General features: G+C 37.4%; 12 protein-coding genes. 1 reads left to right on the top strand and 11 read right to left on the bottom strand.

The features are described from left to right. Positions 1 to 102: 102 nt before the first annotated feature. From CD172_RS02265 to CD172_RS02215, 11 genes are all read right to left on the bottom strand, one after another. On the bottom strand, positions 103 to 2,358 hold the full coding sequence (locus tag CD172_RS02265; RefSeq protein WP_411755709.1) for a 5'-nucleotidase C-terminal domain-containing protein: 2,256 nt from the start codon (positions 2,356 to 2,358) through the stop codon (positions 103 to 105). A gap of 322 nt (positions 2,359 to 2,680) precedes the next feature. Next, positions 2,681 to 3,619 carry a uroporphyrinogen-III C-methyltransferase gene (gene cobA / locus CD172_RS02260; protein WP_103345352.1) on the bottom strand — a complete coding sequence of 313 codons (939 nt, stop codon included), beginning with the start codon at positions 3,617 to 3,619 and terminating at the stop codon, positions 2,681 to 2,683. After that, positions 3,610 to 3,927 carry a nitrite reductase small subunit NirD gene (nirD, locus tag CD172_RS02255; protein WP_037566523.1) on the bottom strand — a complete coding sequence of 106 codons (318 nt, stop codon included), beginning with the start codon at positions 3,925 to 3,927 and terminating at the stop codon, positions 3,610 to 3,612. The genes cobA and nirD overlap by 10 nt, the downstream gene beginning before the upstream one ends. Before the next feature lie 2 nt (positions 3,928 to 3,929). Continuing rightward, the gene (nirB, locus tag CD172_RS02250; RefSeq protein ID WP_103345351.1) at positions 3,930 to 6,335 is read right to left on the bottom strand and encodes a nitrite reductase large subunit NirB; all 2,406 of its coding nucleotides are present in this window, start codon (positions 6,333 to 6,335) and stop codon (positions 3,930 to 3,932) included. After that, positions 6,328 to 6,789: a precorrin-2 dehydrogenase/sirohydrochlorin ferrochelatase family protein gene (locus CD172_RS02245; RefSeq protein WP_103345350.1), complete on the bottom strand. Its 462-nt coding sequence runs from the start codon at positions 6,787 to 6,789 to the stop codon at positions 6,328 to 6,330. Before CD172_RS02245 ends, nirB begins: the two co-directional genes overlap by 8 nt. After that, positions 6,758 to 7,510, bottom strand: a complete 753-nt coding sequence (locus CD172_RS02240; protein ID WP_103345349.1) for a sirohydrochlorin chelatase — start codon at positions 7,508 to 7,510, stop codon at positions 6,758 to 6,760. Before CD172_RS02240 ends, CD172_RS02245 begins: the two co-directional genes overlap by 32 nt. A gap of 122 nt (positions 7,511 to 7,632) precedes the next feature. After that, entirely contained in the window at positions 7,633 to 8,181 is a 549-nt protein-coding gene (locus CD172_RS02235; RefSeq protein ID WP_103345348.1) for a GNAT family N-acetyltransferase, read from the bottom strand. Between the two features lie 102 nt (positions 8,182 to 8,283). Continuing rightward, positions 8,284 to 9,102 (bottom strand): formate/nitrite transporter family protein, encoded by an 819-nt coding sequence (locus CD172_RS02230; protein WP_103345347.1) that lies wholly within the window; start codon positions 9,100 to 9,102, stop codon positions 8,284 to 8,286. 251 nt (positions 9,103 to 9,353) lie between these two features. After that, positions 9,354 to 9,536 (bottom strand): hypothetical protein, encoded by a 183-nt coding sequence (locus tag CD172_RS02225; protein WP_037566517.1) that lies wholly within the window; start codon positions 9,534 to 9,536, stop codon positions 9,354 to 9,356. Positions 9,537 to 9,858: 322 nt separating this feature from the next. Then, a complete protein-coding gene (locus CD172_RS02220; protein ID WP_103345346.1) occupies positions 9,859 to 11,385 on the bottom strand; it encodes an SLC13 family permease in 1,527 nt (508 codons plus the stop codon). A gap of 169 nt (positions 11,386 to 11,554) precedes the next feature. Further along, on the bottom strand, positions 11,555 to 12,571 hold the full coding sequence (locus CD172_RS02215) for a PTS sugar transporter subunit IIC (protein ID WP_103345345.1): 1,017 nt from the start codon (positions 12,569 to 12,571) through the stop codon (positions 11,555 to 11,557). A 762-nt stretch (positions 12,572 to 13,333) separates the two neighbouring features. On the opposite strand from CD172_RS02215, the gene CD172_RS02210 reads away from it, so the two are divergent. Further along, a complete protein-coding gene (locus CD172_RS02210; protein ID WP_103345344.1) occupies positions 13,334 to 14,821 on the top strand; it encodes an aldehyde dehydrogenase family protein in 1,488 nt (495 codons plus the stop codon). Positions 14,822 to 15,408: the final 587 nt, after the last annotated feature.

Raw genomic sequence — 15,408 nt, 5'->3', positions numbered from 1 at the left:
TAAAAATCAACACAAAAAACGCTCAAAATCCAATGTGGAATTTTGAGCGCTTAATCTTTACACTTCAAAAGATGCAATTATTTAATTTATCTTTCAATCTTCTCAAGCAGTGTAGCGTCTTATTAAAACCATACCACCCATAACAAGCAAACCACCAAGCCATATTGGCGTTTGTTGAGAATGTCCTGTATCAGGTAACTGTTGTGACTGGTTTGTCGATAATAAATCTTGACCAGTGCGTAATAATACGCGTTTGCCTTTCGCATTGACATAACCATTCTGACTATTCATTTGAATTGAAGGTGCATAGCCTATGGCTTTAGTACCGTTGTTCATATGATGCGTTTGATTTGAAACTATCACGTTGTTATTGATTTTTCGAATTTTTGATTGTTGATTCGTATCATTTGGTAACGGTGCTTGATTCGGTGCTTTCGGTTGTTTAGGGAAAGGTATCACTTTATCTTCTTGAGTTTCTAAAGCTTCAGGATCGCCGTTAATAATGCGTGTTGGCGCCGTTGTATCATATTGTGATAAATCGGCTTGTTTTAAGTAATCCGCAAACACTTTATCTAAAGATAATCCTTCTTCTCTAGGTCCATTTAACATTGTATAGCCATCTCCACCAGATGCTGTAAAATCATTCGTCGCAATGCGATATGTGCGATTTAAATCTAACGCCTCAAACTTACCTGTTTGCTTATTTAAAACATGAATCGCTTTGATACGTTTGCCGGCTGGTTGTGCCATATCATAATATACACGTATAGATTTAGAAATTTGTAACAAGCCGCCATTCGCAGACAATTGCGTCGTACCGTTTACATTTTCTGTAGGTGCACTTAAACTATGTTCAAATGCAGCGCGTACATCTGATCCTTTCACTTTAATTTGAGAAATGGTGTTACCAAATGGCAGTACTGTAATAATATGGTTGAGTGTGACTTCACCTTTGTTAATAGAAGCACGTATGCCTCCACTGTTCGTTACCGCAAAATCAGCTGGTTGACTAAAGTGATTCTTGCTATATGCTTCCATTGCATCCGCAATCGCGTTACCTAAATTTGTCTCATGACGTCTAACCTTGTCACGTTCGCCTTCAAAAACAATTGTATTATTCGGTATAACGACTGCTGACGTTTCTTTTAAGAATGCATCATTCGCTCTATCAACTTGCGCTTTCACTGTTGGATCTGGTTGTACTTGTGCTACATCTTTCACACTGATTAAAGATGCTTTCAAATCACTTACTGTATTATTGGCAAAATTAAAATCAATTTTACCAATATTCGCAAGCGCTGTTCCTGTTTGCGCAAGTAAATCACGCCCATACATTTGGCCATGCTGCATCACCGTATGTGAATGGCCATCAATGACAATGGTAGGCACTGTATACTGTGTGCGTCGATTAATTTGTTGCGTAAGGTAATCCGAGCGCCACGTCTCTTGAGTCGTTGAATCGACACCCAGATGAGATAAAATGACAAATGTATCGACTTTACCATTTAAGGCATCCATTTCACGTAAAACGCTCTTAAGTGGGTCATCAAATGTGACACCTTTGATACCTGTCGGACTTGTTTTCGTTTTGGTTTCGGGTGTTGTAACACCGATAATGCCGTAACGGACGCCATTTTTTTCAATTATGGTAGATGGTTTAAATGCTAGTTTCCCATCTTTATAGACGTTCGAACTTAAAATCGGAAAGTTTAACATACTTTCTAACTTTTTCAATTGATCGTAGCCAAAATCAAATTCATGGTTACCAGCTACCATCGCATCATATCCAACGGCATTCATCGCTTTCGCCATTTCTTCACCTTTAGATTGATTTGATAATGGTAAACCTTGAAATGCATCCCCCGCATCTAACATTAAATCCGGTTGATGTTGATCCTTAATGGTTTTGGTTTTTGCCATCCCGATGACACGACCCTCTTCTTCAACGAGACGTCCATGAATATCATTCGTATGTAATATGGTGTGTGTCTGAGATGGTTTTGCCTGTGCCTGTTTCGGTTGTGTTGTCGCCTGAGATTGAATCCCGGTTAGTGTGCGTTTTGCTGATTGAGATTCCTTTTGATTGACAGTCTCATGAGATGCTGTATCAGCTGTTACTGTTGACACTTGTGGTTGCACGTGATGATCTGTAGATTGTGGTTGAGACGCATCAGATGTCGTTGCCGTAGATGTCTGTTTATTTGTATGATTCATCGATGGTGACTGTGTGACTGAAGATGTTGTCGACACAGGTTCAGATGATGTTTGCTGTACGTTGGTTGTTTTTTCTGACGGTGGTGATGCCGTTTCAGCATATGTCGATGTTCCAGGCACGAAGAACAGAATGCTAAGTATCATAACCATCATAAAAACAGTATAAAACCCTAATCGCTTCATATGTAACCTCCTTTAAAATGTCGTACACTACCATCCTAGCACAATATCACTTTAAAGTATGAAATAATCATGAATTTTATATGAATTTATTTTAAAGATACGTACAAATGATTATTAAAGTTACAAAACACCTTCAAAGTTTATCCTCACTTGAACTTTGAAGGTGTTAGAAAATATATTTCATGGTTCTAAAATGGGAACTAGGGATTCAGTTAACGCTCACATATTACCTAAAGATGAACTGAATAATGCATGATTAATATGAACCCAATGTACTATCCGTTTAAGCTTCATTTAACACGTGTGTAAATGGCGTTTTTTCAATTAATGCAGTTAATATTTCAACTTGAGTTGGATGAAGTGTTGACGTTACTCTGTCGTCGATAATAGCCCAACCGCCATTTTCATATATATCCATGGCGTGCGCCATACAAAGGTCGCGTCTTCCTTTGATACATACGTAATTTATCTCAGACAATGCGGGCACTTCCTCTAAAATGTTTCTTACAACATGTCCCACAATCGTAATCCCAGGTCCTGGGCGTTCAGGCAAGGCAGCAATTTTAGCTGTGATTGACGACACGTGTCCAGAAATAACTTGTTGATTCACACATGTTGCATTGAAAATAACGGCTACCGGTAAATCCTCTTCAACCTCATCCTGAACTTCTTGCATTAACTTCGGCAAACGTTTGACCCCCATATAAATGGCTAATGTACCACCATTTTTAAGTGTCGTAATATCAATTGGATTTTCTTCATCATCTTTAAAGTGGCCGGTTGTAAATGTAATATTGCGCGCAACACCTCTCTCAGTCAATCCTCGATGAAGTTGACTCATAGCAGCACTAGCAGCAGTAATTCCTGGCACGACTTCATAAGTAATATGATGTGCTTTTAAAATATCAACCTCATCCGCAAGACGGCCAAAGATGGCTGGGTCGCCTCCTTTTAAACGTACAACAGTCCGATGTGTTTTCGTTTTTTCAATCATCAATGCATTGATTTCATCTTGCCTCATATACGTCGTGTAAGGCGTTTTGCCGACATGAATCCATTCCGTCTCAGGCGAGGAGAGTTGTAAAATAAAGGGATTCACAAGCTGGTCATAAAGAATCACATCGGCACGTTGGATACAACGCTCTGCCTTTTTGGATAATAATAAAGGATTACCTGGTCCTGCACCCACAAGGTATACTTGTGGTGCATCAGTTATAGACATAGGTAAATGTCCCCATCAATAACTTCAACAGGATACGTCGCCACACAACCTTCATCAGGTTCTTGAACTTCACCCGTCGTTAAGTCGATTTTTTGATCATGCAATGGACAGAATACATAATGCCCACTCACCGTGCCTTCAGAAAGCGGTCCTTGTTTATGCGGACATACGTTGTTTATCGCGTGAATATCGCCTTCTTCTGTCAAAAACAAACCAATTTGTAAATCCCCTACAATAACTTTTTTACCAATTAATGGTTCTAATTCAGAAATATGTGCTACTTTTACTTTTTCATGAGTGATTGCCATGATTACACCTTCTCCACTTCAAAGATTGAACGTTTACGCGCGTCCTCTACGACTTCTTGCCATGGTTCATTGTCATAAGCACGTTTCGCATCCATAATACGATTAAATAACTCATCTTGTTTTTCCGGGTCTAACACAACAGACTTCACCTGATCAAAACCTAAACGTTTTAACCATGGTGCTGTACGTTCAGCGTAAATGCCTGTTTCACGATAATACTGCATATACGCACCACATAATTTAACAACGTCATCTTCTGTTTCAACGGTCGTTAAATGTTCAGCAACAACGACATCTGTACCACCGTTTCCACCTACATAAATTTGGAAACCATTTTCAACACCAATGACACCAAAATCTTTGACGCCAGATTCTACACAACTACGTGGACAACCTGATACCCCCATTTTAAATTTATGCGGTGTATCAATATACTCAAACGTCTTTTCTAAACGTATGCCAAGCTTTGTTGTATATTGTGTGCCAAAGCGACAGAATTCTTTACCTACACAGCTTTTAACTGAACGTGTTTTCTTACCATATGCAGAGGCAGAACGCATATCTAAGTCTTCCCAAACTTTAGGCAGTTCCTCTTTTTTCACACCATACAAACCAATACGTTGAGAACCTGTTACTTTTACTAAGGGCACATCGTATTTTTTCGCCACTTCACCAAGTCGAATCAATTGATCTGCATCTGTCACACCACCACGCATTTGAGGGATAACAGAGAATGTTCCATCATTTTGAATATTGGCATGATAACGTTCATTGGCAAAGCGTGATGCTTTTTCATCTTCATGTTCATGTGGATATACCATGTTTAAATAGTAGTTGATGGCTGGACGACATTTTGGACAGCCACCTTTATCCTTGAAGTCTAATACATGACGCACTTCTTTTGATGTTTTAAGCCCTTTTGCACGGATTTGTGTCACAATTTGGTCTCGCGATAAATCTGTACATGCACAAATACCCGTAGGCGCTGATGCGACAAAATCATCACCCAGTGTATGCTCTAAAAGTTCAGCAATTTGACCTTTACATTTACCACATGAGTTCCCAGCTTTAGTCGCTTTTGTCACTTCTGCAACTGATTTTAGACCTTGATCATGAATCGCTTGGACGATAGTCCCTTTTGACACCCCGTTACATCCACAAATCGTTTCGTCATTATCCATGTCTGCCACACTGATGGCATCTACTTCACCGGCTTTATGCAGAATTGACACAAGTGTATATTCATCAATCGTATCGCCTTTTTTCATCATGTTGTAGAAGCGGTTACCTTCTTCTGTATCACCGTATAACACTGCGCCAACAATGGTTTTATCTTTGACAAATACTTTCTTATAAATGTTATCGACACCATTAAATGTTTCAATGCCACGTACACCGTCTGATTCTGTGATCCATCCTGCACTAAATAAGTCACAGCCTGATACTTTTAATGAAGTGAAAGTTGTCGAACCTTTATAACCTTCTGTAGGTTGACCCGTAATATGGTCTGCTAATACTTTACCTTGGTCATAAAGTGGTGCCACTAAACCATAAACTTTTGAACGGTGCTCAGCACATTCACCAACTGCATAAATATTCGGATCACTTGTTTTCATAAAGTCATCGACGACAATACCTCGACCGATTTCTAAGCCAGCAGCACGTGCCTCTTTCGTCACTGGACGAATCCCTACGGCCATGACCACCATATCCGCTTCTAATATACGGCCATCAGAAAGGCGAATACCTTCCACATGTTGCTCACCTAAAATTTCTTGAGTATTCGCTTGAAGTTCAAAATGAATGCCTTGTTTTTCAAGATCTGCTTTTAAAAGTTCTCCTGCTTTACGATCGAGTTGTACTTCCATTAACCACTCTGCTAAATGCACAACTGTTACATTCATACCTTGATCTACAAGACCACGTGCACACTCAAGTCCAAGTAAGCCCCCACCTATAACAATCGCATTTTTCTTCGTTTTGGCAGTTTCTAACATTTTTTCAGTATCATCAATCGTTCTAAAACCTACTACACCTTCTAGTCGAGAGCCATCGATGGGTAAAATAAATGAGTCAGAGCCTGTGGCAATAATCATTTGATCATAAGAGACGATTTGACCTTTTTCAGTCTCCACTTCTTTCGCTTCGCGGTTAATCTTAACCACTTTATCACCCGTAATCAGATGAATACCGTGTTCTTCATACCATTCGTAAGGATTCATAATCGTTTCTTCAACTGTCATTTTATTTTGAAGAATGTTAGATAACATTATACGATTATAATTTGGATATGGTTCCTTACCTATAATCGTTATTTCAAAACGTTCTGGATCACGTTCTAAAATTTCCTCAATTGTGCGTACACCTGCCATACCATTACCAATCATCAAAAGTTTCGTCTTACTCATGCATATCCTCCTCATCTGCAGCTAAAAATGTTTTGATTTTCGCTGCATATCGTTTCGTTCGTTCTATATTTTGCCCGTTTGAACTCACACCAATGATTAAATCTTGATGTTCAATCGTTAACATATTAAAAAAATCGGATTGTGTCTGATCACCTGTATGGTTTATCCATTGTGAAGGTAAAGCATCCATAGCAACTTGGTTATTCGTTCGGGGATCGTTCGTCGCAATGATAATCAAATCCGCATGTTTGAGGTGCGCTTTATGATAAGGTTCTCGAATCAACCTGAGTCGTTCTGAAGGCTGTAACATTTCAAAAGCATCATGAAACTTAGGACTCACAACATCAATTGAACAAGGTTCTGTAACCAACTTTGAAAACTTCCTCCAAGCAATTTTACCGCCACCCACTATGACGACATGTTTACTTGCAAGATTCAATTGAATGGGATACATGCGGCACCTCCTCGCATTCTGCCATTCTCTCTCGAACTACAGCTTCCAATACAGGATGGAAATTAATCGCCGATGTATAGACAATGGTGTTTGGTAAATTAAGTTCTTGTATGCGTCGTTTTGACTTATTTACAAGATACCCATCATAAAAAAAGAATGGAATAATGATTAACTTATGATGTTTTTGCGCTATTTGAGGTAACGTTGTTGTAAAAGTATAGTCGCCATACACCATACTTGGATAACAAGGTCGAGTTGGTGTGGATAATTTGTCACAAATTTCAGTCAATGCGATGTCTGGCTCATTAAACCTTGCATTACCGTGCGCAAAAAGTACAATACCTGTAGAAGCATCCATCTCATGTTGATACGAATCTATTTGTGATTCGACCCATTGTTTCATCATTGGATGGGTTCCTAAAGGTTTTCCTAGTACCAATTGAAGATTTGATTCTCTTTTGTTAAACGTTTCGCATATCGCTTGAATATCTTCATAGTAATGCGACGCTGAAAATAACAATAATGGTATGAGGTGTATACGCTGATACCCTGCATCAATGTTATTTTGAATCACTTCATCGAGCTGTATCGTTTCACTCTCCAAAAATGCAACATCATAATCCACGACGTTGTCATTAAAGGTGCGATGAATAAAGTTCAACAACGTTTCATTTAATTTTCCTTTGCGCATCCCATGCACGACTAAAATTGTTTTATGCACGACGACACCCCCTACACATTTATTGTAAATGAAATGCTGGCGTTAATGTGATTATTTTCACAACTTATGACAAAAATAGGGAATTCCCTTTCGTAAAAAGTAAGGGTTTTCCCTAGCTCCATTTAATCTCCTTCATACCATGGCGGTGGGGCTAGTAATGCCTTGTTATAGCGCTCTGGAATTAATACTTTTACCATCATCGCACCACGGTCCCCACTCGCTTCTTCCATTTCAAAAAAAGTTTCATATCCTCTTCGCGCATATACGTCTTTTAACCATGCCATTTTACGTGCAGATGTACCAAGTACAACCGCGGGTGCTTTTAATGTATCTCTTAAAATCGTCTCTTCTATATAAGTCATTAATTGTGCACCGTACCCTTCTCCAGCAAAATCTGGATCTGTCGCAAACCACCATATGAATGGAAATTGGGACACTTTATATTTCGGTTCCCACGGAAAGCGAATGGAGAGCGTAGAAATAATGCGACCTTGTTTTTCTAAAACATAAGCCGAATTATATTTTATATTTTTCTCAATCATCTCTAAATCTGCATTCACAGAAGGCCAGTCTATGCCAGCTTCTCTTAACGGTGTGAATGCACGATACATTAAATCTTGTAATACTGCAGCATCTTGTAATGTCGCCATTCTGATCGTCAATTGATTCACTATGAACCCCTCCATTTGGTTTACGATTAGTTTAAGCGTAACAGATTTATAGAGACGACTAAACAAAAAAGTCCAAGTTTTTCACTCGGACTTTTTAAACAATTATGTGTGATTACGACTACCATTAAAGTAAGCATAAAGCAAACCTACGAATAGCCCCCCACCAATATAGTTTCCAATAAATGCAAAAACGATATTTTTAAGTACATCTAGCCATGATAATGCCTCTAAATTATAAAATATCATCCCTACGAATAAACCAGCATTATAAACAACATGTTCATAACCCATGAAAACGAAAATAATCACACCTATGGCAATAAAGAACGTTTTAGACAATCCTTCTTTAAACATCATCGATACATAGATCCCGATATTGATAAAGAAATTAGCAAAGATGCCTTTAACTAAAATGGCTTGCCATGTAGAGGCTACTGTTTTCGCATCTACAGTAGCTGTGAGTGCTTGAATCATCTCTGGCGTCATGACTTTTGTAAAAATCATGAGTCCAAAGAGTACAAATGCCCCTAAAATATTTCCAATAAAACAAATTGTAAATAACCACATGGTCTTAGTGAGTGATATGGCATTGTAATACACGCCTACCGTTAAATACATAAAGTTACTTGTTAAAAGTTCGGAATGCGTGAGCACTATAAACACTAAGGCCACACTAAATGCCATGGCTCCCATCAAATTAATGACTGCCGGCGGTGCGCCGACGAGTTGTGTTTTCATAGCAAGCATGAATACCGTTACAATCGTAAGTAGAAATCCAGACATCATTGATTTTAAAACATATCTTGGAAACGCACGTTCAAGTAACACTTCCTTCATTGCAACTGAACCTACAATATTTTCAATGATTTCTCTTGAAGCATATGTATCTTTGAGGTGTTTCGTTGGTTTTTCAATTCCCATGGCATGGCCTCCTAAACAAATATAAAATTCCCTTTTATTTTACTAAATTGTACAAAATGATGGTAGTCTGAATAAAATAAAAAAGGATTAAGCCTTTTAAAAGTACTTAATCCTTCTATATTTTGCATATTAAAGTGACGCATTCTTTGAATGTGATTAATGGTAAAGCTTTAAAATATCGTATTGTCGGTCGTCATAAACGGCCATATGGGAATCACCATCTTCGAAACCCAAAGTTAAATGATTTATAGTTACTTTTCTTTATTTTTAGCACGCGTTAATGCTTTTAGCCCATATGCAAACACACCGTAACCGATTGTCGTTTGAGTGAACCATTTTAAGAAATGATCTTTATCACATATGCGTGTCACCATTGCACCAATCGCTGAACTGAAAATATATAATCCTAACACTTTTAAATATCGTTGATTCATATTTGTCACCTCTAAAAAATTGTATAGAAGTTCTATGTAATATGATGAATCATTGCTTATTTCACTCTCATTGAACATCGCACATATTTTATATATTTAAATCATCATCCATCATAACTGATATTGTTGAATGGTCACTTTAAGCGTTACCGAAGACAATGAGAACATAACCATCAATGTACGACGCTCACCTTTTGAAGTAACAATTCTAGGATATTACGTAACTCCTATTTGAAACTTATTGCATTAAAAGCGTATCATATATCATAAAAAATAGAATGAAGGAAGTTGCCTAATTCTCGATAGACAACTCCCTTATTGTTTACAATAATCCGAGCCACTGCCAATACGTCATACTTAAAATAATTACTAAGATATAGCCAATAACGGTAATCGGTATGCCTGCTTTAAGAAAATCTTTAACAGTGAACGTTTCCGTACCGTAGGCAAGCATCCCTTGTGGCGAACTCACAGGTAATAAAAAGCCGAAGCTAATCACAAATTGTTGAATTAAAACAAAACCAATTGACATATCACCTAAGTTCAACGTCATCGTTAAAGAAATAAATACTGGAATTAATGCTGATGCTAAACTTGTCGCACTCGCAAATCCTAAGTGAATTAAGATATTAAAGAGCGAAATCAACGCAATCGTAGCGATGATGGGCATGTGTTGTAACCCCATTAAACCAAATGTTTGATCACTTAACCATTGGGCTGCTTTTGTTTGTAACAACACATTTCCTAATGCAATCCCTACGCCAAACACGATAATTGTACCCCAAGGTATTTTACTTTCAGCTTCTTTCCATGTCATCACACCAATCTTAGGCGTCAACATGACAGCTAATGCCAGTAATGTTATGGATGCAGAATCAATCGGGTGCAAGATTTTTTCTGTAGACCATAAAATGAGTAATGCGATAGAAATAATGATTAAACGCCACTCTTTTCCTGTAATTGGACCAAGAGCATTGAGTTGTTGTTGGACAAGTTCTTTTCCACCTTCAATTTCAGTTTGTTCAGGTGGAATGACTTTTAACATCACGAAGTACAGCACGATTGACATAATAATTGACCAAGGTGCCGCATATAAAAACCACTCACCCCATGATACATCATGACCTAATTGACCATTGATAAAGTTTACAGCTACGATGTTTTGAGCCGCTGCCGTTTTAATTCCAATATTCCAAATAGACACGGCTTGCACAGCTGTAATAATTAATAACGCTGCAAGCTTACTTTGTTTTGCAGCTCCAAATGCGGCCACCATTCCTAATAAGATGGGCACTACTGCACCTGCTCTTGCTGTAGCTGAAGGAACGAAAAACGCTAAAATAATTGACACTAAAATCGCACCAATGACAATGCGTTTCGTTTTATTACCTACTAACGATAACACCCATAATGCTAAACGTTTATGAAGTTGTGTAACCTGCATCGCCGTTGCTAAAAATAATGCCGCCGCGACAAGTGCAACTGCACTCGTTGAAAAACCACTGAACGCCAACTTCAATGCATTCGCCGTTCCAAATAAGTCAGAGCCACTTAATACATCTTTACCTATTTTAGGATTACCCAGTGATTCCGTTAAATTTTGTACGGGACTAAATCCTAATAATAAAATCATCAAGACGACAATCATGGTTGCAGAAACAGGATAACTTACCGCTTCCGTAACCCATAAAATTACAGCAAACGCTAAAATAGCTAAAGCACATTTCGCCATCACAGGTAAATTGTCCGATGTTGGCACAATCAAAATAAGCACTAATGCAATAAAACTTATACTAAACCATACCGGTTTAAAGGTTGGTTTTTTCTTAGATTTTCCAGCTGTTGCCATAAAAAACAACCCCTTTTATTAAGATCACTCTAAGTGTATCAATAAAAGAGGTAGATGCGTCATAAATGTTAAAACATTCACAAATTTTTTACATTTATTGTATAATTAAAAAGTTTATGATTTGAAACGATTAAATGTGTGATGCAATTGTGATACTGCAACACATGCATTAATTTCTTGACTCAACCGCACGCAATGTTTGATCACCAGGTTTAATCCATTGTCGTTTAGCCATAAAATGATAGATAAGCCATGTAACGATTATAGGTAATGCGAAATGAAAGACACCGATTAATAGCCATGTATGCAAGGAACTTCCCATTGTATGTATTGTCATAATTTGACCGACAAATCCACTTGTTCCCATTCCAGCACCTGCTGCATTATTCACCATTGGGAAAAATACTGTCATTATCGGTGCTATGACAGCACTTGCGAGTGTAGGTGGAATGAGTAGCAATGGTTTTAAGATAATATTCGGTACTTGCAACATACTTGTACCAATACCAATTGAAATTAAACCACTGATGCCATTATCTTTGTAACCCATTATCGCGAATCCTACCATTTGACATGCACAACCTACCGTTGCAGCACCTGCTGCAAGACCTGATAAATCGAGCATTAAAGCTAAAGCCGCGCTTGATATAGGTGCAGTCAAACATAGTCCGAATATGACAGCGACAATGATACCCATGAGTAAAGGTTGTTGATCTGTGGCTGCAATAATCAGCGTCCCTATTGCTTTCATCATTTCATTTAAGATTGGCCCTAAAAATTTAGCAACCGCACCACCAAGAATTAACGTTAACATCGGTGTAACGATAATATCTACTTTTGTTCTACTTGCATAAATGCGACTGATTTCTACGACTAATAATGTTGCCAAAAAAGCGCCTACTGCTCCACCTGCAAATGTGGTATAGCCCATCATTCCAACAATGAGTGCCGAAAAGATAACTAGCGGCTTACATTTAAAGCCATAGGCCATAGCAGCACCTATCGCTGCGCCAGTTAACCCTTTAGCAACATTACCTACTTCAATTAAAAAACGTAAATCTAATTGTGGTAAAAGCGTTTGCTTCCCTATTGTTTCTAAAATCAAACCTATAATTAAAGAACTAAACAGTCCTAAAGTCATATAACTAAGTCCTTCGATAAACCAACGATGCAATAATTTTTTCAACTTTTATATCTCCCTCGAAGAAATTTGTATTGTTTCGCTATACATGTTTTATCTTACCATAGAACCTTCAATGAGGCGTATGTGTTTAGAGGGAAACAAAATTTTAATAAAAAAAATGTACTGTGCGGGGACACAGTACACTTTTTTAATCAACTTTAGTCCTACTTTCATAAGGAGGTCTATCAGATATTACTTTAAGGGTGTATGTTTATCTTAATTGGGATCGAACAGTTCGGATTGGGAAATATTTTGATTAACTGTTCTATCATTACTATACTGTTTTTACTAAAGTATTACATCGGACGTAAGATTGTTTTTACTCTAAGACTTAAGTTTGATATCGATTGTTAATCGTAATAATTACTGTTTACAAATGTCTGAATACTCTTTATAATACGAAGAAGGTACAATTTTTTTGAATACAAATTGTATCACACAAAGACATTGTGCAACACACTCATCACAATGCCTTTGGTGTAAATCAGTCATTTTCAAACATGAGTCTTTCAATTTTTCCCCAACGAAAAGTTGAACTGGAATAGCTCAATATGTTCGCCTATTGAATTATTCCACCCCATAATGAGCTCCTTTACATTTTGATGTAGAGGAGTTTTTTATTTATCGAAAATACAATCTTTTATCCCCTCACGAAATAGTGAACTATTTCCAAATGAGTCATATGAGTTTACTCAAAATAATGGTAACGTTAAAATTATAAATAAGCAAGTACAATTTTAAGAGATAAATAAAGGGGTTGAAAGTATGGCAATTGAAGTAAAAGATTATATTTCAGAGCAATACGATTTATTTATTAATGGGGAATTTGTTAAACCAGATTCTGGAGAATATTTAAATGTGCAAAATCCTGCAACAAGTGAAACAATCACTCAAATTGCAAGAGCAAATGAATCAGACGTTGATAAAGCAGTGAAGGCTGCTCAAAACGCCTTTCCTGCATGGTCACGCAAATCTAAACAAGAACGCTCTGATTTATTACGTGAAATTAGTCAACGCATTTTAGAGAATAAAGAACGTTTAGCAACCATTGAAAGCATTAACACTGGTAAAGCATTACGAGAATCTTCTATGATTGATATTCCCTTTGCAGCACGCCATTATCAATATTTCGCAAGTGTTACAGACCTAGAAGAAGGCTCAATTAACCAAATTGACGACAATACATTAAGTTTAATTACACACGAACCCGTCGGTGTAGTGGGCGCCGTTGTCGCATGGAACTTCCCAATGTTACTAGCATCTTGGAAACTAGGTCCAGCACTTGCCGCTGGTAATACTGTTGTGATTCAACCTTCATCCTCCACACCTGTAAGCTTATTAGAAACAGCAAAAATTTTTCAAGACGTCTTACCTCATGGTGTAGTAAATATAGTTACAGGAAAAGGGTCTGAATCAGGTGATGCTATATTTAAGCATGAAGGTGTTGATAAATTATCTTTTACAGGATCTACAGAAGTAGGCTATCAAGTTGCTGAAGCTGGTGCTAAACGCATCGTCCCTACTACTTTAGAACTTGGGGGTAAAAGTGCCAACATTATTTTAGATGATGCAAATCAAGACGTCGCACTCGAAGGTAGCCAACTAGGTATTCTTTTCAACCAAGGTGAAGTATGTAGTGCTGGTTCACGCTTACTTGTACACGAAAAAATTTACGATGAATTTGTACCTAAACTGGTAGAAGCGTTTAAAAATATTAAAGTAGGCGACCCATTAGATATGAATACGCAAATGGGTTCGCAAACTGGAAAAGATCAAATTGAAAAAATTCAAAGTTATATCGATTATGCGAAATCACATGATGCAAATATATTAGTCGGTGGCGAACGTTTAACAGAGAATGGTCTAGACAAAGGTCACTTCTTCCAACCTACAATTATTGAAGTGAAGGACAATCGTAACAAATTGGCACAAGAAGAAATTTTCGGACCTGTACTCACTATTATTAAAATCAAAGATGATGAGGAAGCGATCTCCATTGCCAATGATTCTGAATATGGACTCGCAGGGGGTGTCTTTTCATCCAATATTAATCGTGCATTGCACATCGCGAAAAATATACGTACGGGACGTGTATGGATTAATACCTATAATCAAGTTCCTGAAGGCGCTCCATTTGGAGGATACAAGAAATCTGGTATCGGTCGTGAAACCTATAAAGATGCGATAGCCAATTACCAACAAATTAAAAATATTTATATCGATATCAGCAACGACACAAAAGGATTATATTAGTAAACGCATTCTTGCTATGCTTAACGTAAATTCATTAGGGGCTGGGACATAAATCATTAAACCTATGATTGTCCCTAACGCCTCGCTTTTCTAGGCGCCTTACCTCAACTAATTTTGAGAGCAAAAATCTAAGAGGTTTTTGCTCTCAAAATGGATTTTCGGTTGCGGCTAAATGCCTCAGAAGTCTCGGCTAAGGGATCAATCACAATTCATCATAGTGTTCATTACTAAGACTAAATCGATTTATATAGATAAATAATAGCTAACAAAGTTCATGTATCAATGAATTTTGTTGGCTTATTTTTAATTAACAGGTCTGCTATGTCCCAGCCACTTCTTTATATAAATTAGCACTTTCTCACCTCCATACTTCAACTAGGCCATGTCAAAGGCTTGTATTTTTTTGACATATGCTTCTTGAATACTTCTCCCACCATACAATATCTTAAGTATTCTCAATCATTTCTCAATTTAAATTAAAAAGTTCAGATTTTCTCCTACTTCTTCTCAAAAACATAGCGTTACAAATTACCATTTAAAATTATAATGTTTATTTCTGAAAATTAATATTATTAGAACTTTTAAAG

The sequence above is a fragment of the Staphylococcus agnetis genome, from assembly GCF_002901865.1.
Taxonomy (GTDB): Bacteria; Bacillota; Bacilli; order Staphylococcales; family Staphylococcaceae; genus Staphylococcus; species Staphylococcus agnetis.
This window is presented reverse-complemented; position numbering and strand designations above follow the sequence as displayed.